Origin of the sequence: Methanothermobacter sp. K4 (genome assembly GCF_022014235.1) — an archaeon.
Classification (GTDB): domain Archaea; phylum Methanobacteriota; class Methanobacteria; order Methanobacteriales; family Methanothermobacteraceae; genus Methanothermobacter.
In genome coordinates this window covers 481428-497810 of sequence record NZ_JAKLTD010000002.1, presented here as the reverse complement: position 1 = coordinate 497810, position 16383 = coordinate 481428, and the positions used below count along the sequence as shown (strand labels likewise).

The following is a 16383-nucleotide window of genomic DNA, read 5'->3' as shown; positions in this document are numbered from 1 at the left end:
AACCTCAAAGGTATGATTCTGGGTTTTATCTGCAGTCCCTTTCACGGAATATCTGGGCCTGGAACCTGTAAACCCTCGTCTGGGGGTCATAGAAGCAGTCAGGTGGGAGTCCAGCCTTCATGCAGGTGTTGCAGAGGAACTCCTCAGCGTCCCATCCCCACTCTGTTGCAACCTGTGGCAGCAGAAGGCCCCTCGCCCATCCCCTCTCAACGATGAGGCCATCAACACCAACCCTAATCATTCGGGGATAATCAGCAGGATTTTCAACCCTGATGGGGGTGGGTGGTGTGAGAACGCTGACCTCAACCTCTATCTCATCAAGTTCCTCAGGTTCAACAGGCGGGAACCTCGGGTCACATGTGGCCGCGGATATGGCGGCGTCGATAAGGGCATCTATGAGGGGCCTTACTGGTTCAGGGTAACCTATGCATCCCCTGAGCTCTCCATTCTTCTCCAGTGTAACGAATACACCCCTGTTCTCCCTGAATTTATCAGGAAGATTCCCTGGTAATCTGAATGTTTCGGAGCCACGCAGGCGCTCCTCGATTACACTCCTTGCAATTTCGATAAGAAGCCTTCCCTCATCTACTGATATGGACTTCATGTTCCACCAACCATTGCGTTGAGTATCCTCACATGTGGCCCCCCATCACCTACAGGGACGCTCTGTCCTGATTTACCGCAGAAGCCAATCCCCAGTTTGAAGTCTGAACCAACACCATCAACGTTCATCAGGGTCTCAAGAACGTTTCCTGAGAGTGAAACATCCCTGAGGGGCTCACCGATCTCACCATCCATTATCCTGAATGATTCAGCCGCATTGAACTGGAATATCCCCTTGCCCGTATCAACCTGACCTCCCCTTGAACCCCTGAGGTAGATGCCGTCACGCACATCCTCCACGAGTTCATCAAATGAAAGGTCTCCTGGTTCAAGGAAGGTGTTGCTCATCCTGACAATGGGCTGGTCCCCTATGGCTGAACGTGCGTTTCCTGATGGTTCAATTCCAAGCTTGAAGGCTGTTTCCCTGGAATTCAGGAGTGATCTGAGAGTGCCGTCCTCAACAAGAACAGTCCTTGATGCCTCCACACCCTCTGCGTCGTAGCTGTAACTACCAAAACCATCAAGGGTGGGATCATCAACTATGGTCACACCCTCTGAGGCAATCCTCTCACCGAGCCTGCCCTCAAGGATTGAGTCGCCCTGAAGTATGAGGTCAGCCTCGGCGGCATGCCCCAGGGCCTCATGTATGAAGACACCTGTAAGTTCAGGGTCTGTTATTACATGAAATCGTCCTGATGGTGGCGAATCTGCTGATAGGAGTCTCACGGCCTTCTCACCTGTTCTGCGCCTGAATTCTTCGATGTCCTCCCTTTCAAGTATCTCAAATCCTCCCGTGCCACCGCAGCTACCATGGCCAAACTGGATGCTGGTACCGTCGGATGCAACGGCATTGAGGAACAGGGCAACCTTTGAATCGTTCATCTCTATGCATGATCCCTCAGAGTTGAGAAAAACGGTTGAACTCTCCATATCAACGTAGCTCACGGTGGTGCTCACAACCCCGTCAACCGATGCCGCATGGTGAGTCTCAAATACAAGCTCCCTTTTCTCATCTGCCGGAACATCTGAGGGGGCCCTTGATGATTTAACTGATGTCCTATCGTGTTGGGGCCGCAGTGAACCAACCTCAACATCCCCCCTGAGAGATTCAGCCATCTTAACTGCACGAAGGGCCATCCCCTCAAGCTCTTCTGGTTCATCGGTGAAGGCGAATCCCCATGAACCATTTTTAAGCACCCTTATCCTGAACCCTGCAGCCTGTCCTGACTTGACCTCCTGTACATTGCCGTCCTTGAGTATAATTGAACCTGAAGATGAGGTCCCTGCCCTTATGTCCGCGTATTCCACCTTTTCAGCTATACCGCTGATTACCCTCTCCAGATGATCCATATCGATATCCATTTCCCATCAGCCTTCAAGAAGTTTCTTTAGGTTTATCTGTTGGTGGGGCCTTATGATTCTTTTGCATGTTTAGTTGGATGGTATATGATTGAGTTTATAGAATGCCATTGCAGTAGGTAAATCTTTAGATCGGGAGGATTCAGTGGGTTAGATAAATTATTTAAATGAACACCCATATACCAACTAATCAGTTCATTTTACCGATGGCACCGGATGTGGTATATTGAAAACAATTGAGGAAATAAACCAGAAGATCAGGGATGGGGATGCTGTCGTCGTAACTGCAGCTGAGATGACAGCAATTGTGGCTGAAACCGGACCAGGAGATGCTGCAAGGGAAGTTGATGTTGTTACAACAGGTACATTTGGTGCTATGTGTTCATCAGGTGCTTTTCTCAACTTTGGACACTCTGATCCACCGATAAAGATGTCGAAGACGTACCTGAATGGTGTGGAGGCATATTCAGGGCTTGCAGCTGTTGACGCCTACATAGGGGCAACACAGCCAAACAGGGACCCTGAGATAGGCCTCAGCTATGGAGGTTCACATGTCATAGAGGACCTCATAAGGGGAAAGGAGATAGAACTGGTTGCAGAGGCCTACGGTACGGATTGCTACCCATTGAAGAGCGTGGAGACCCTCATAAGCCTGGAGACAATAAACCAGGCGGTAATGGTGAACCCCAGGAACTGCTACCAGAACTATGCAGTTGCCGTCAATTCAACACAGGAGACCCTCTACACCTACATGGGAACACTCCTCCCAAATTACGGTAATGTTACATATTCAAGTGCCGGGGAACTCAGCCCCCTCCTCAACGACCCCCACTTCCAGACGATAGGTGTGGGTACAAAGATATTCCTCTGCGGTGCAGAGGGCTATATAATCGGGGAGGGTACACAGCACTCGACAGATGTGGATAGGAGAAACGGGGTTCCTGTTTCAGCTGCAGGGACCCTCATGGTCAGGGGGGACATGAAGGAGATGGACCCTGAGTATGTGAGGGGGGCGACCATGCCAAGGTACGGTCCCACACTCTATGTTGGGGCGGGGATACCCATACCAGTGCTCAATGAGGATATAGCGGCGGCAACAGGAATATCCGATGAGGAAATAGTGTGCAGAGTGATAGATTACGGTGTTCCAAGAAGATCAAGACCGGTTGTCATGGAAACAAACTATAAGGAGCTCAAATCAGGTAAAATCGAAATAAATGGTGTTGAGGTCCCAACATCTCCACTCTCATCACTTAAAAAGGCGACGGAGATTGCAGTGGAACTGAAATCATGGATTGAAAGGGGAGATTTCCTCCTCACAGAACCCATTAAACCCCTACCATCAAGGGGCCATTCCACAAAGCCACTGGAAATAAGGAGACCCTCAATAATGGTGAGGGAACTCGAGAGCAAACCTGTCATAATAACCCATGAGGATGACGACCTCAGGGAGGTGGCGAGGAAGATGGTTGACAACAACATAAACCATATACCGGTGGTTGACAGCCAGGGCATCCTCAGGGGTATTGTGACATCATGGGACATCGCAGATGCAGTTGCAAGGGGTAAGAGAAGCCTTAAGGATGTAATGACCCGCAGAGTAATCGTAGCAAGGGAAAATGAACCCGTTGATGTTGTTGCAAGACGCATAGATAAATATAACATATCTGGTTTACCTATAGTGGATGAGGAAAACCGGGTGAAGGGTATAATCACAGCAGAGGATATTTCAAGGCTGATAGGAAAACTGGAGAATAGGGGAGAGTCAATATGAAGGCCTGGCTTAAATTCTCACCTAATATCGTTAACAAATCCATAATCTCAGAGGCAATAAAGAGGTACGACATTGACTTCAACATACTCCGTGCCAACATCACCCCCCGGGGGGGTAAGATGCTCGTTGAAATAAGCGGTCCCGAGGAGAAGAAGGGAATAGAGTTCATGGAGGACTCTGGAATTGAGGTTCACCCTGCAATGAGGGTGGTAAAAAAGGACAGGGAGAAGTGCGTGGACTGTGGGGCCTGCGTCTCACTCTGTCCTGTAAGCGCAATATGCATCGAGGATGACTGGGAGATCAAAATTGACGACCAGAAGTGCATAGGATGCAGCTTCTGTGTGAACTCATGCCCTACAAGGGCAATAATGCTATTTGAATGAAACCAGATCCGGTTTTCAGATCCTGAAGAACAGGTGAATTGATGGTTCTCATAGTCGGTTCAGGGGCCTCAGGGGCAACCCTTGCAAGGGAACTTGCAGTGGGGGGATTTGATGTTACCGTAATAGAAAGGGGTCCCTACGTGCAGGACAGGGATGCATTTCTGTGCTACGATGAGAGTTCAGATGACCCTGACATCCTCAAAACAAGCTGCGTTGGTGGATCAACTCTTGTAGCAGCAGGTAACGCCGTTAGGGTCCTTGAGGACACGCTGAAGGAGTATGGTGTTGATATAACAGCCGATCTCGATGCCATTGAGAGGGAACTTGATGTGCGGGAACTCCCCGATACACACCTAGGGAGGGGGACAGCACTCCTCATGGATGCGGCGGAGTCCCTTGGACTTAAAATCAGGAGGATGCCAAAGTTCATAAGACCCGAAAAATGCAGGCCCTGCGGTAAATGCTCCTTTGGCTGCCCGAGGAGTGCCAAATGGTCTGCAAAGGAATTCATGGATGAGGCCATTGAACATGGTGCGGTGCTGGTTGAGGAGACAGAGGCAGGTGATCTGATTCTGGAGGGGGGGAAGGTTAAGGGTCTTGAAACATCAGCAGGCAGTTTCCATGATGAAACAGTTGTCCTGGCAGCAGGGGCAGTTGAGACCCCCAGAATCCTCATGAGGGCAGGTATTGATGCAGGCAGGAGGTTCTTCATGGACACCTTCGTTACTGTGGGGGGCATAATCGATGGGATTGGATTCTGTGATGAGGTCCAGATGAATGCTCTCATTGAGATGGACGGCTTCATACTTTCACCCCACTTCTCAACCCTTCTATTTCCTGAGGGTAACAGGGGTGATGTCCTGGGGCTCATGGTCAAGATAAGGGATGAGGCCTGCGGCCGTGTGGAGGCTGATAGGGTTGTGAAGCACCACACCCAGAGGGATGTGAGGTATCTCGCTGAGGGTTCTGCCCTTGCAGGGGCGGTTCTATCTGAGGCGGGTGTGAGGGCAGGTACTCTGAGGTCCACACGCCCCCGTGGAGCCCACCCAGGGGGTACAGCAGCCATAGGGGATGTTGTGGACAGAAACCTTGAAACATCCATTCATGGTCTCTTTGTGGCTGATGCCAGTGTCCTGCCTGAGGCACCAGGGGCCCCGCCGATCCTCACCCTCATGGCACTTGCAAGGCGCCTTGCAAGACACCTGGCCTCTTTATAAAATTTCCCTTCGAGTATTTAACATGCGCATCCAGTATCTGAGTCTTTAGAAGCAGATGTTCTGCTGTTTTTTCTTTATATGAAAAGCAAAAGGTGGAAACGTGTTGCCTTGACTAAGTTTATATCTAAACCAAAGACAATATGGATACGTAGATAAAAAGGTGAGAATTATGAGATTGCCATTGAAATTTTTAGCTATTTTCCTTACAGTAGCATTCATACTTTCATCTTTACCAGTGGCTTTGGCACTTAAGACTGAGATCATCTATAGCGGTACCGGGGGGGATGTGTCAAAGAACTATTACATCAGGAACTACTCCCCTCACACACAGGTAACATCAGAGGTTTTTCAGGCTGCAAAAAAGGGTACGCCAATGTTCACATTTGGAAATGGTGGCAGAAAGGTTATAATAGTTGCAGGTGTCCATGGAAATGAACTTCCAGCTTCAATTGCCGCTGTTAAACTCATAAACTATCTTTCAGGTAAAAGGATAAACGGGACGGTCTACGTTGTACCGTTCCTCATACCATCATCCACTGCCAGGAGTTCCAGGTACTGGAATGGTAAGAACCCCAACAGCATTGCAAATGTGAGGGGCACACCGTCAAACAGGATAGTTCAGCTGGCTGCTTCAAGGGGTGTGGTTGCCGTGGGAGACTTCCACTCAACAAGGCCAGGTGGAGTGCCGGGGAAAACATCGATTCTCTGCACAAGGATACCCACCTATGAGAGCTACAGGATGGCATCATATATGAGCCGCTACAGCGGATCAGCCCTCATACCATCACAGGTGGCAGGTAAGGATTATCCAGGAGCCCTTGAGGATGTCTGCAACCTTGCAGGTATCCCCGCAGTTACAGCTGAGGTCAGATCCCCCCATGGTTCGGTTGCATCGGGGAGTGTTACAAAATCCTACACCCAGATGATAGCCTTCCTGAAGTACAACGGCATCATCTGATGATGTCACCATATGCAGGGAATATCGGGTGCTCAGGGGCTTCTGAAAGAGGTAATTTATCGTGGAACTCCCAGAGCCGAAGTCTTAGTACAAAGGCATCTAGGGAATAACCTATTCTTTCCTTTTTAATGGAACATTATCTGTATTCGTTTTTTGCAGAAAAAACATATCAAGTTAAGAGATGAAGAGGGTATATTAAAAAAAAGAGATTTTTGACACATCTATGTTATGAGGTCCTTTATGAACTGGACTACAGTGTCGACGAGGCTCTCACCCACTTTAACGGATGATGGAAAAACCATCTTACTCTTATCTGTATGGTTCTGGATTATCTGTGCAAACATAAGTGTGTACTCGTCCCTTCCAAGCTTCTTATCACCCACCGAGACGTAGGATGGAAGCCTCCTGTTGGTCCTTGTGAATTCATAGACCCTCCTTGCAGCGTCACGGTACTCGGCCCTTGTGAGTGTCCCTGTGTAGGTGTTGCTCGATGAACTGGCGTCTGATATCGCAGTCGTGTTCTTTCTGATGGGAAGCCCCGCTATGTACTGGGATGCAAGGTAGACCCACTCCTCCCGGGTCATTACGGTTGTATTACCATTGACTATGCGACGGGCATCTGCTGAGAGTGTGGTTGGATCGATCTCATGCTTTGCGATGTAAACTGATGAATTCACTGTCCTCAGGTGCTCGCCATCTGCAGAGTAGGCGTAGTCGATGAGATTCATTGCTGTGAAGTGGACCTGCTGGCTCTGGGGTAAAACCTTTGGTTCCAGGAGGAGAATACCAGCATTTTTGAGGTACTCTGAGGGTTTACTGATCCCTGCAAAGTAGACATTTGAGAAGTTATCATCCCAGGCCCTTGATAGGTAACTGGTCTTCTCAAGGTTGAGGCTACCGTAGTTCACATAGGCCACCCCGTCGAGTCGGGAGGCGTATGATCTGAGGTAACCTGATTTTATCCCTGAAATGGTACTGTACATTGTCCCTGGACATGCAGCTGCTATGTAAACGGCAAGGGACCCTGGGGGAGCATTCTTAATCGCACGGTCGGCTTCCCCAGGCGCCGGTGACCTCTCATCTATTATAACCCTGGCTGAACCGGCTATCTCCGCCTTTATGGATTCCATGAGTGTTCTTCCATTAACACCATTCAACCTGTCTGAGCTTATGTATATGGTCTCCGGCGCACCTGCAGCGTAGCGGTTCATTATAACAGATGTGGTTGGATAACATGATGACCAGAGAACCGTTCCATTGACTCTAACTGACGTGGATGTGGAGAATACAGCTGATCTCCAGAGTGTCATTGCCACTGGGAGAAGTGACCTGGGTGCCATAACACTGGTCCCTGATTTTGGCTGAAGGGCTCTCAGTGTGGCCGAGTCACTACCATACCACACCCTCTGGTAGGGTATGCCAAGGCCCTTCAGTGATGATGAGGGTATTGCTGATGAAGGGGCACATATGATTATCTTCTTGGGCTTCAAACGCTTTATTTCTGTTCTGGTGGCTGATGGCAACGTTTTTCCACTTATAAGGAGGGGGGCATCATTTTTTATTGCAGCATAGGCTGCTGAGATATCTGACCCCGTTCCAAGGACAACAACGTTGCTCCTGCTCCAGTAACGTGCAAGGGATGATGTCCTTGCAGGGATACGGGTTCCATTAACCTTAACGTCACCAACAACAACTGTGTCCATCCCATTAACATACTTGAGGACGGACTTCTCTGGAGTATAACTGCTCACCACAAGCCCGCTTTTTGTATGTGCCGCTGCAGGTGCCGTTATAATAGCATGGGATGAATCGGTTACAAAGACAGCACCGGCTGCAGGTGATACGAGAAACAGGAATATGATGAACAGTGCAGATGCCTTAATCTCTCTCATGGAATCACCTAAAACTGGGATTCTATCTCCTCGGTCTCGATGAGGCGCTCACAGTAATAGCATCGCAGCATCACAGGCTCCTTTGATATGACATAGAACCTGTTCTCAACGCCCTCATCACTGTTGGTGATACAGTTGGGGTTGGGACACCTCAGGATGCCCCTAACCTCATCCAGAAGCCTCACCTTGGCCTTTTCAACAATCTTGTAATCCCTTATGATGTTTATGGTGGCCCGTGGGGCTATCAGGGCTATCTGATCCACCTCTGATGACTCAAGTTCCCTGTTCTCTATCTTAACAATGTCCTTGGAGCCAAGCTGGGATGAATCCATGTTCATCGCAACTGTCACCTTGCTCCTTCCATCAGGTAATCCAAGGATATTGAGTACATTGAGGGCCCTGTTGGCGGTTATATGGTCTATAACCGTCCCGTTCTTTATTGGCTTAACCCGCAGTTCAAAGGGTTTCTTCATCTCATACCCACCTTCAGATCACCTTCTACCCAGATTGAATGTTTCAATGAACTTTGCATACACTGGCCTTGTTATGAACACACCTATAAGCACCCCAAGGACGGTGGTGAATGCGAAACCTGAAAGGAGACCTATACCTGTTGCACCCCTTGAGAAGCCCACGTAGGCAAGTGGAAGCATTGCAGCTATCAGGGTACCTGCAGATGCGAATATTATGAAGAAGGCGTCCTTTATCCTGAACTTCCGCCTGGTCCTCCTGCCCTCACCTGCCAGCACCTCGTCTGTTATGATGATCTGGTCATCCACACCGGTACCTATGGCTGCCAGTATACCTGCTATGGCCGCAAGGTCAATGTTCCACCTTATAACAGCAGCTGCACCCAGGATGATTATGAGTTCCGCAAGGGTCGTCATGAAGATGGGCACAACCAGTAGGGGGGTCCTGTAGCGTATTATAAGTATGACTGCAATTGCAAGGACAGCGAGGAGTCCAGCAATCAGCGCACCCTCTGCAAACTGCCTTCCAAGTTCAGCGGATACACTGCTCACACCAACAATTTTGACCTTCACAGGGAGAGACCCTGATTTCAGGAGTGTTTCTATCTCCTTTGCCTGGGCCTCAGCCTCTTCCTTACTGTTCTCAGCCCCTGTTATACGGACATCCGTGGTTGGTTTTCCTGTTGCAACCTCCGGTGAAATCTCAGGGGAGGTGATCAGGCGGTCATCCAGGTACATGTTAACTGGTTGCCCTGCTTTGCCCCTGGCGGCCTCAGCGAACCTCTGCGCCCCTGCAGTTGAAAGCTTGAAGGGCACCTCCCATTCGTTGGCTGTGATTATGGGTGCCTGAACACTCACAATGTCCGCCCCTGTGAGGACGGTCTCGTTTCCTATCCGGGCCTCAAATTTACCTGGCGTCCCAACTATGTCTGCAACCTGGTCTGGCTGCACACCTGCAATTTCAACTATAACGTTCTGATCGCCACTGGCACGCACCTTAACGTCCTTGACACCGAATATGTTTAGCCTCTTGTCCAGCACGCTTGTCACTGTATTCATTGTGGCAGCATCCACCGGCCTTTCAAGCTGTATCTGTATGAGTGAACCACCCTTGAGGTCAAGACCCTGCTGGATCCCCAGGGTTGACACCGCCGCTATACTGCCTGCGACAAGGACAAGCAGGAGTATCACCCTGTAATCTTTGAGGAATTTTGAAACCTTCCTGTTCATGCTTTAACCTCCAGGTACCACCTTAGAATTCCAAGGTTCATGAGCCAGGTGGTTATGATGTCTGCAAGGAGCCCTATTATGAGCACAGCAGCTATGTTACTCAGGACCTGTGCCTCTGGCATAAGGAAGACAGTGACGAGGTACAGGGCTGTCATTGAGGCTATGGCCGATATGGACATGGTGAGCCCTGTCTTCATGGCCCCAAGAGCCCTCTCATTGATGTTCCCCTTCTTCTGTTTCAGGACCCTTGTTGTGAGGAGAATATCCGTGTCCACACTGTAACCTATGAGCATGAGTATGGCCCCCACCGAGGCGAGGGAGAGGGGTATGCCAAGGAGTGACATACCACCAACTGATATTATGATATCAGAGGCGGCTGCAAGGATAACGGCAATGGATGGTATCGGGTCCCGGAATACTATGAAGACGGTGATTGACATGAAGAGGAATGCGAATCCAACGGCCCAGTATATCTGATTCAGTGCCTGTTTGCTGAGGACAGGTCCAACAGACTTGTAACTGTTTATGGTTGCGGTTCCCTTAAGGGCCTCACTTACCCTGACGACGTCCACATCTGTACCGAACTGTACCGTCGCCCTTTTACCTGTCACCGAGAGCACCTTTACATCATCCAGGCCCAGTTCAGCCTTGAGGAATGATTCCAGTTCCGGGCCACTGATACTCCTCTCAAGGGTGAGGTCTGCGAGCGCACCACCCTTGAGGTCCACGCTTTCATTGAGGCCATGGAAAACCACGAGGAGAAGGGCCAGCAGTGTTATGGCTGCGGGTATTGCTATGAGCGGCTTGTATGATCTGAACATCCTATCAAACAATGTTATCACCTGTGATAATCTGCTTCGTCACCTGGAGCTGTATATCTTCAGGTCCTTTTCTGCAATTATCTTGAGTGTATCCTCCCTCACCTGGATAAGCTCCTTTCCAGCGGTTTTCTGCATGAAGAAATTCACTATACGACCCCCACGGGCCCTTATCTTTTCAGACATGCGTTCAATTACCCCCTCACCACCCTGTCTGCTCATGGTCGTAAAGGGTATCACATCCTTCCCAAGGAAGTCGGCCCTGTCAATGAAGGTTATCACTGCAGGCGCAGGCTTCCCGGCCCAGGTTGGGGTGCCAAGGTATATGAGGTCATATTCTGATAGTTCAACCCTTTCTGGGCTGATTGGGGTTTTTGATTCCCTCAATGCATCTATAGAGGACTTAAAACTGCTTAAAAATCCTTTTCTATCTTTAAGATCTCTGATTTCAATTAGATCAGCATTCAATTCCTCTGCAAGTGTCTTTGCCACCATTGCAGTGTTTCCTGTGTGCGAGTAGTATATCACACATGTCTTCATTGTATCACTCAGCTTCATCACCTAACAGATAATCTGATCCATTTACTTATAATATAATTTTCTGTTCCCTTAATATTTCCCTGGAATCCAGTGGAATATCATGGATGCATCCCGGGGAAGTCAAGGCCCTCCACCTCACTGAACCCACACATTATGTTCATGTTCTGTATGGCCTGACCCGAGGCACCCTTCACAAGGTTGTCTATGGCAGAGACTATAACGGCCCTCTGATTATCATCCACCTCAAAGCATCCTATGTGGCAGAAGTTTGAACCCCTCACAGCACTGAGCACCGGTATCCCATCAACAACCCTGACAAAGGGTTCCCCATCGTAGAAACCCTGGAATATCTCCCTGAGTTCATCCTGACGGAGGTCCTCACTGAGGAAGGTGTGTGCGGTTGTGAGGATACCTCTGGTTACCGGAACAAGGTGTGGGGTGAAGCTTAGCCTCACAGGGTTAAATCTTGAAAGTTCCTGCCTTATTTCAGGTGTGTGTCTGTGTCTTGTCACGTTGTAGGCTGTAACATTGTCACTGCATTCAGGGTAATGGGTGAGGGGGGTTGGCTTCACACCAGCACCACTCACACCGGTCTTTGAATCAATTATGAATGTGTCAGCAAGCTTCTCATAAACAAGCGGGAGACATGCAAGCACCGCACCTGTGGGAAAACATCCTGGATTCGCCACAAGATCTGCAGATGCTATCTCATCCCGGTGAATCTCGGGAAGACCGTAGACCGCTTCAAGGGGTTTTTCATGTTTGATCCCATACCACTCCTCATATGTCCCAGTGTCCTGGAACCTGTAGTCCCCGCTGAGATCCACAACCCGCATACCACTTTCTATCAGATCGGGAACGATCTTCATGGAGGCTCCATGGGGGGTGGCTGTGAAAACGATATCCGCATCCATCTTTTCCATGGACTCCTCAAATTTCAGGTCAGTGTCCTGGAGATGGGGATGTACGCGCGATACAGGAAGACCCTTGTACTGCCTTGAGGTTGCAGCCACCACCTCCACCTTCCTGTGGTTCTCAAGCAATCTGAGGAGTTCACCACCTGTGTATCCGCTGGCTCCAATAATACCCGCACTGATCATGTCAATCACCTTTGCTAATAATATTACTAGTTTGGTGAAATGCATTTAAATAAGGTTGTATTCTGCTTAAATGGACCAAAAACTTATAAATGGCGTGGCATAGAATTCTTGAATGTCCACGGGGGAGGAGTTACCCCCACAATGGAGGCGGTAAAATTAAGCGTCACTCGATATTTGCAGTGCTGCTACTTCTTGGGGTGGCAGTGTTGCCTGCAGGGTATGTGAGTGCAGCTGATTCAAATGTAACGTCCAATGCAACGGCTAACATCACGGCATCCAGCACCTCTGCGTACACAAAGGTATCTCCATCGACAACGGTGAGTTACACCTACCACGAGTATGTCCCGTATACTGTCAGGGTAAAGGTTTCCTATATGAAACCCTACACCGTGAAGGTTAAAACACCCGTAAAGAGGTACTACTACAGGAAGGGGAAGTACAGGGTGCGGTATGTCTACAGCTACACCTATGTGACCAAGTACCGTAAGACCTACAGATGGGTTACAGAGACACGCTACAGAAAGGTTACCCGGATAGGGTATGCTGAGATGGGCGATTACCTAAGGGAAACAGAAAACTGCCAGGTTTCGGATCCTGAAATTTCTTCTCTAAGTTCTAACCTCACTGCAGGGTGCAATTCAACCTATGAGAAAGCTGTCCGCATATTTAACTGGGTCCGGGATAATATAGACTACAGCTTCTACTACAATACAAGAAACGGCGCGGTTGAGACACTCCACAAAAGGTCAGCCAACTGCTGTGACCACACACATCTTCTGGTTGCTCTTGCAAGGTCTGCAAACATACCCGCAAGGTACATGCATGGTAAATGTGTATTCCGAAGCGGAAACACCTATGGGCACGTCTGGGGACAGTTATATATCAACGGAAAATGGTATGACGCAGACGCAACAAGCTTCTCAAACACGCTCGGCACAATAAAAAACTGAGACACCTCCAGTGCCTTTATAAAGGGTGTTTACGCCGAATTACCATTCTAGAATCTCATATACTCAATTTTTTATTTTTTTTAGCAGTTTTTCAGGGCGTCCTCATTAAATTCCATGTTCCGTATCCTTTTTATTATCTTACAGGTACTGTCAAGTTCGGATCTTCTGTATTTATCCACCCTTTTAACCTCACACTCAAGGCCCCTCCTCCTGAGTTCATCCCGCAGTTCATCGACATCGAACTTCTGATCGGGGCCTATGGCAATTATATCAGGCTTCAATCTATGAACTATCTCGAACATATCGGTTTCACTGCCAAGATAGGCCTCATCAACGGGTTTGAGCATCCTTACAACTTCGAGTCTCTGCCTCTCACCTATGATGGGCGTCCTCTTACGCGCCCTTACCGTGGAGTCCCTTGCAAGTACAACCACAAGTCTGGCGTTTTCTCCCCCAAGTTTCTTTGCCTCCTCAAGGAAGAATCCATGTCCCGGGTGGATTATGTCAAATGTGCCTGTTGCCATGACGGTTTTCATTTCAGTTCGCTTATCATTGGATCTGTTCATTTTAGCTCCTGATATTTTAAGGCCTCCCTGAAGTCTATCCTGCCCCTGTAAATCGCTGAACCAATAACAACACCTGCAGCACCTGTTTTTTTGAGTTTATCAATGTCCTGAATGCTGCTAACACCCCCTGAGTAAACAACGGGGACATCAACGGCATTCACAAGCTCAATCACAGGTTCTGGATCAAATCCGGATAGAAGGCCCTCAAAGTCCACATTTGTAAAGAGTATACTTCCAGCCCCTTTCTCCTGGAGTTTACTGCCCAGCTCCACTGCTGTGCATTCTATATCCTCTGTCCATCCCCTTATAACAACCTTCGAGTCCCTGCTATCGAGTGAGACCATTATACGGTCTGAGCCATATTCCCCTGAGAGATCCACTATAACCTCAGGGTTTTCGATGGCCATGGTGCCGAGTATTATCCTCTCAAAGCCCATCTCCAGGAGTTCAGAGGCATATTCCTTACTTCTTATTCCCCCACCTATCTGGAGTGGCACAGAGACCCTTTCTGTGATTTCTTTAAGGATGTCAGTATTCCTCTCTGAACCCAGGGCACCGTCAAGGTCAACCACATGGATGGTCTCAGCCCCCAGGGATTCCCATCTCTCTGCCACACCAGCAGGGTCATCAATAACAACCTGCTCGGTGCCAGGTTTTCCCTGCACAAGCTGGACGCATTTACCGTTTCTTATATCAACAGCTGGAATTATGAGCATTCTATCCTTTCTGAAGGTCATATTAATCACTGGATGCAGTCAATGTTAAGAGGAGTATCAGAAAACCCAACGAAATATTTATCCTCTCATCTGATATCCACTTTTCACTGGAAATATTTAAGAATTTCATCCAGATATAATTAGGATATAGATAGGTGTTGGCAATGACCGGTTTAAGGGCCCTCATCAGGGAATACAGAAGGATCACAGACAATGAAATCAAGTCTGAAACAGGTAATGGAACTCTTATGGGTCCAAGGGGCCCACTGAAGAAGAAGATAGAGTTCAGAGACCTCTTAAATCCAATTAGAAGGTATTTTTCAGCTTTCAAAGAGGATGATAAGTATGTCTCCAGCTTCCGTCTCGGCCACTTCAATATCCCGGATATAATCGCTGGTTCAGCTGCGGGTGTCTCCTACATCGGGGGTATGAACCTTGGAAGGGCGCTCATAAATGAGGGCCTTGCAGATGACACCAGATCACTGGGGGAGTTAATGCTGGAGCATAAACTCGGAATACTTGACGTGATATCTGAAGAAGGGGATGGAAGGCACATCAAGATGGATATAAGGGTCTATGAGTGCATAGAGTGCTCTGGCCTTCCAAATATCGGACGCCCCATCTGCTTCTTTGAGGCGGGAATAATAGCAGGGGCCCTCTCTGAGATACTTGGGGGAAGGGTTGATGCATATGAGAGGCGGTGCTGGACCAATGGCTACTCGTTCTGTCAGTTTGATGTGAGGGCCAGAATCTGATCAATTTAATGCTTTTTCTAGATTGAGCTCCAATTTGAACTATCTTTTCATGCCGTTCCAGTAGAGAATTATAACTCCGGTGAGCATTACAATTCCAGAAACCACTTGCATGGCTGAAAAGGGTTCATTCAGGATTAAAAACGCGAATATGGCTCCAAAGAGTGACGATAGTGGGAACAGGGATCCCACCATCGCCGCGCCTATCTCCCTTACTGCAATGTAGATGAGGATGAACGAGCAGCCTATACTGAAAATCGAAACCATGAGTGCATATGGGAGCATTTCAGTTGGAAGAGCGGTGCTCAAACCGAGAATCAGCATGATAATCAGGAGCAGAAAGCCACCCACAGAACTTTTAATACCCGAAAGGAGGATGAGGTCCCTCTTCTTGCTTAAAAATTTACTTAGGACTGTGTCAAGGCTCCAGAAGAAGGCCGCTGAGATAACAAGGAGGTTACCGCTCACCACAACATTGTTGAAGAGACTCTGAAACTCACCCTCACTTACAAGGTAGGCGGCACCCCCTATGAGAAGTATTATTCCAAGGAAGTCCTTAAATTTAAGCTTCTCCCTGAAAATCAGGTAACCGAGGATGATGATGAAGAGAACCTCAATGTTTAAAAGGAGGGATGCGTTAACTGCTGTTGTCTCACCAAGACCTGTAAGGAAAAGTACAGGCGCAATAACCGTGCTGAGGAGTGCTGTGAGCAGGAGTAAAAGGTAATCCCTTCCAGTTATCCTACTCTCTATCTCACCTGTCCTGTTAAGCATGTCAAGTATATTCTCCTTGAGGGGGGACTGCCTCACAAGGAAGAGAAAAATGCCCGCAATGAGGTATGTGTAGGCCCCGATGGTTATGGGGTGCATCTCTGATAGCATTATCTTGTCAAGTGTTGCTGACATACCAAAGAAGACCGTTGCAGTTATGATACTTAGATAACCCCAGACCCGTCGCATATCTGCACCCCAGAGTGAGTGAATCATCAAAATATAACTTGCGGATCACATATAAAACATGACATGATATCATGCTTCAGATGTCGCTGACACAG

The 16383-nt window shown here is 48.5% G+C and carries 17 protein-coding genes; 6 read left to right on the top strand and 11 right to left on the bottom strand.

Features of this window, described 5'->3' with window-relative positions; translation table 11 throughout:
* Positions 1–25 precede the first annotated feature (25 nt).
* Entirely contained in the window at positions 26–604 is a 579-nt protein-coding gene (locus L5462_RS06285) for a TIGR00296 family protein (protein WP_237779936.1), read from the bottom strand.
* Positions 601–1965 (bottom strand): TldD/PmbA family protein, encoded by a 1365-nt coding sequence (locus L5462_RS06280; RefSeq protein WP_237779935.1) that lies wholly within the window; start codon positions 1963–1965, stop codon positions 601–603. The genes L5462_RS06285 and L5462_RS06280 overlap by 4 nt, the downstream gene beginning before the upstream one ends.
* A gap of 223 nt (positions 1966–2188) precedes the next feature.
* Here L5462_RS06280 and L5462_RS06275 point away from each other — a divergent pair, with 223 nt between their 5' ends.
* The 4 genes from L5462_RS06275 to L5462_RS06260 all read left to right on the top strand — a co-directional run bounded on the left by L5462_RS06275 (position 2189) and on the right by L5462_RS06260 (position 6294).
* Positions 2189–3736, top strand: coding sequence for a homocysteine biosynthesis protein (locus tag L5462_RS06275; protein ID WP_237779934.1), 1548 nt, complete (start codon positions 2189–2191; stop codon positions 3734–3736).
* Complete coding sequence (locus L5462_RS06270) at positions 3733–4119, top strand: 4Fe-4S binding protein (protein WP_237779933.1); 387 nt, start codon at positions 3733–3735, stop codon at positions 4117–4119. The genes L5462_RS06275 and L5462_RS06270 overlap by 4 nt, the downstream gene beginning before the upstream one ends.
* 41 nt (positions 4120–4160) lie before the next feature.
* Positions 4161–5336 carry a GMC family oxidoreductase N-terminal domain-containing protein gene (locus L5462_RS06265; protein ID WP_237779932.1) on the top strand — a complete coding sequence of 392 codons (1176 nt, stop codon included), beginning with the start codon at positions 4161–4163 and terminating at the stop codon, positions 5334–5336.
* 286 nt (positions 5337–5622) lie between these two features.
* On the top strand, positions 5623–6294 hold the full coding sequence (locus tag L5462_RS06260) for a succinylglutamate desuccinylase/aspartoacylase family protein (protein ID WP_237779931.1): 672 nt from the start codon (positions 5623–5625) through the stop codon (positions 6292–6294).
* A gap of 221 nt (positions 6295–6515) precedes the next feature.
* Here the strand turns inward: L5462_RS06260 and L5462_RS06255 are convergent, their stop codons facing one another.
* The 6 genes from L5462_RS06255 to argC all read right to left on the bottom strand — a co-directional run bounded on the left by L5462_RS06255 (position 6516) and on the right by argC (position 12344).
* The gene (locus tag L5462_RS06255; protein WP_237779930.1) at positions 6516–8186 is read right to left on the bottom strand and encodes a pseudomurein-binding repeat-containing protein; all 1671 of its coding nucleotides are present in this window, start codon (positions 8184–8186) and stop codon (positions 6516–6518) included.
* A gap of 8 nt (positions 8187–8194) precedes the next feature.
* Positions 8195–8659, bottom strand: coding sequence for an aspartate carbamoyltransferase regulatory subunit (pyrI, locus tag L5462_RS06250; RefSeq protein WP_013296057.1), 465 nt, complete (start codon positions 8657–8659; stop codon positions 8195–8197).
* A gap of 18 nt (positions 8660–8677) precedes the next feature.
* Complete coding sequence (locus tag L5462_RS06245; RefSeq protein ID WP_237779929.1) at positions 8678–9886, bottom strand: preprotein translocase subunit SecD; 1209 nt, start codon at positions 9884–9886, stop codon at positions 8678–8680.
* The gene (locus L5462_RS06240) at positions 9883–10719 is read right to left on the bottom strand and encodes a protein translocase subunit SecF (RefSeq protein WP_255772503.1); all 837 of its coding nucleotides are present in this window, start codon (positions 10717–10719) and stop codon (positions 9883–9885) included. Before L5462_RS06240 ends, L5462_RS06245 begins: the two co-directional genes overlap by 4 nt.
* 27 nt (positions 10720–10746) lie before the next feature.
* Positions 10747–11244 (bottom strand): flavodoxin, encoded by a 498-nt coding sequence (locus L5462_RS06235; RefSeq protein ID WP_237779928.1) that lies wholly within the window; start codon positions 11242–11244, stop codon positions 10747–10749.
* 98 nt (positions 11245–11342) lie between these two features.
* Positions 11343–12344 carry an N-acetyl-gamma-glutamyl-phosphate reductase gene (argC, locus tag L5462_RS06230; protein ID WP_237779927.1) on the bottom strand — a complete coding sequence of 334 codons (1002 nt, stop codon included), beginning with the start codon at positions 12342–12344 and terminating at the stop codon, positions 11343–11345.
* A gap of 89 nt (positions 12345–12433) precedes the next feature.
* On the opposite strand from argC, the gene L5462_RS06225 reads away from it, so the two are divergent.
* The gene (locus tag L5462_RS06225) at positions 12434–13294 is read left to right on the top strand and encodes a transglutaminase family protein (protein WP_237779926.1); all 861 of its coding nucleotides are present in this window, start codon (positions 12434–12436) and stop codon (positions 13292–13294) included.
* 80 nt (positions 13295–13374) lie between these two features.
* Here L5462_RS06225 and L5462_RS06220 read toward each other — a convergent pair whose 3' ends face one another.
* Positions 13375–13830: an FAD synthase gene (locus L5462_RS06220; protein WP_237780033.1), complete on the bottom strand. Its 456-nt coding sequence runs from the start codon at positions 13828–13830 to the stop codon at positions 13375–13377.
* Between the two features lie 26 nt (positions 13831–13856).
* Positions 13857–14597: a 1-(5-phosphoribosyl)-5-[(5-phosphoribosylamino)methylideneamino]imidazole-4-carboxamide isomerase gene (gene hisA / locus L5462_RS06215; RefSeq protein WP_237779925.1), complete on the bottom strand. Its 741-nt coding sequence runs from the start codon at positions 14595–14597 to the stop codon at positions 13857–13859.
* Between the two features lie 143 nt (positions 14598–14740).
* On the opposite strand from hisA, the gene L5462_RS06210 reads away from it, so the two are divergent.
* Entirely contained in the window at positions 14741–15331 is a 591-nt protein-coding gene (locus L5462_RS06210; RefSeq protein ID WP_237779924.1) for a V4R domain-containing protein, read from the top strand.
* Positions 15332–15370: 39 nt separating this feature from the next.
* Here L5462_RS06210 and L5462_RS06205 read toward each other — a convergent pair whose 3' ends face one another.
* On the bottom strand, positions 15371–16288 hold the full coding sequence (locus tag L5462_RS06205) for a DMT family transporter (RefSeq protein ID WP_237779923.1): 918 nt from the start codon (positions 16286–16288) through the stop codon (positions 15371–15373).
* Between the last annotated feature and the right edge of the window lie 95 nt (positions 16289–16383).

What these genes read in the sequence shown, in the direction of transcription:
- L5462_RS06285 (WP_237779936.1), bottom strand. Translation starts at nt 604, where the DNA reads ATGAAGTCCATATCAGTAGATGAGGGAAGGCTTCTTATCGAAATTGCA.
- L5462_RS06220 (WP_237780033.1), bottom strand. Translation starts at nt 13,830, where the DNA reads ATGAAAACCGTCATGGCAACAGGCACATTTGACATAATCCACCCGGGA.
- L5462_RS06210 (WP_237779924.1), top strand. Translation starts at nt 14,741, where the DNA reads ATGACCGGTTTAAGGGCCCTCATCAGGGAATACAGAAGGATCACAGAC.
- L5462_RS06235 (WP_237779928.1), bottom strand. Translation starts at nt 11,244, where the DNA reads ATGAAGACATGTGTGATATACTACTCGCACACAGGAAACACTGCAATG.
- L5462_RS06270 (WP_237779933.1), top strand. Translation starts at nt 3,733, where the DNA reads ATGAAGGCCTGGCTTAAATTCTCACCTAATATCGTTAACAAATCCATA.
- L5462_RS06265 (WP_237779932.1), top strand. Translation starts at nt 4,161, where the DNA reads ATGGTTCTCATAGTCGGTTCAGGGGCCTCAGGGGCAACCCTTGCAAGG.
- L5462_RS06225 (WP_237779926.1), top strand. Translation starts at nt 12,434, where the DNA reads ATGGCGTGGCATAGAATTCTTGAATGTCCACGGGGGAGGAGTTACCCC.
- pyrI (WP_013296057.1), bottom strand. Translation starts at nt 8,659, where the DNA reads ATGAAGAAACCCTTTGAACTGCGGGTTAAGCCAATAAAGAACGGGACG.
- L5462_RS06280 (WP_237779935.1), bottom strand. Translation starts at nt 1,965, where the DNA reads ATGGATATCGATATGGATCATCTGGAGAGGGTAATCAGCGGTATAGCT.
- hisA (WP_237779925.1), bottom strand. Translation starts at nt 14,597, where the DNA reads ATGACCTTCAGAAAGGATAGAATGCTCATAATTCCAGCTGTTGATATA.
- L5462_RS06205 (WP_237779923.1), bottom strand. Translation starts at nt 16,288, where the DNA reads ATGCGACGGGTCTGGGGTTATCTAAGTATCATAACTGCAACGGTCTTC.
- L5462_RS06255 (WP_237779930.1), bottom strand. Translation starts at nt 8,186, where the DNA reads ATGAGAGAGATTAAGGCATCTGCACTGTTCATCATATTCCTGTTTCTC.
- L5462_RS06245 (WP_237779929.1), bottom strand. Translation starts at nt 9,886, where the DNA reads ATGAACAGGAAGGTTTCAAAATTCCTCAAAGATTACAGGGTGATACTC.
- argC (WP_237779927.1), bottom strand. Translation starts at nt 12,344, where the DNA reads ATGATCAGTGCGGGTATTATTGGAGCCAGCGGATACACAGGTGGTGAA.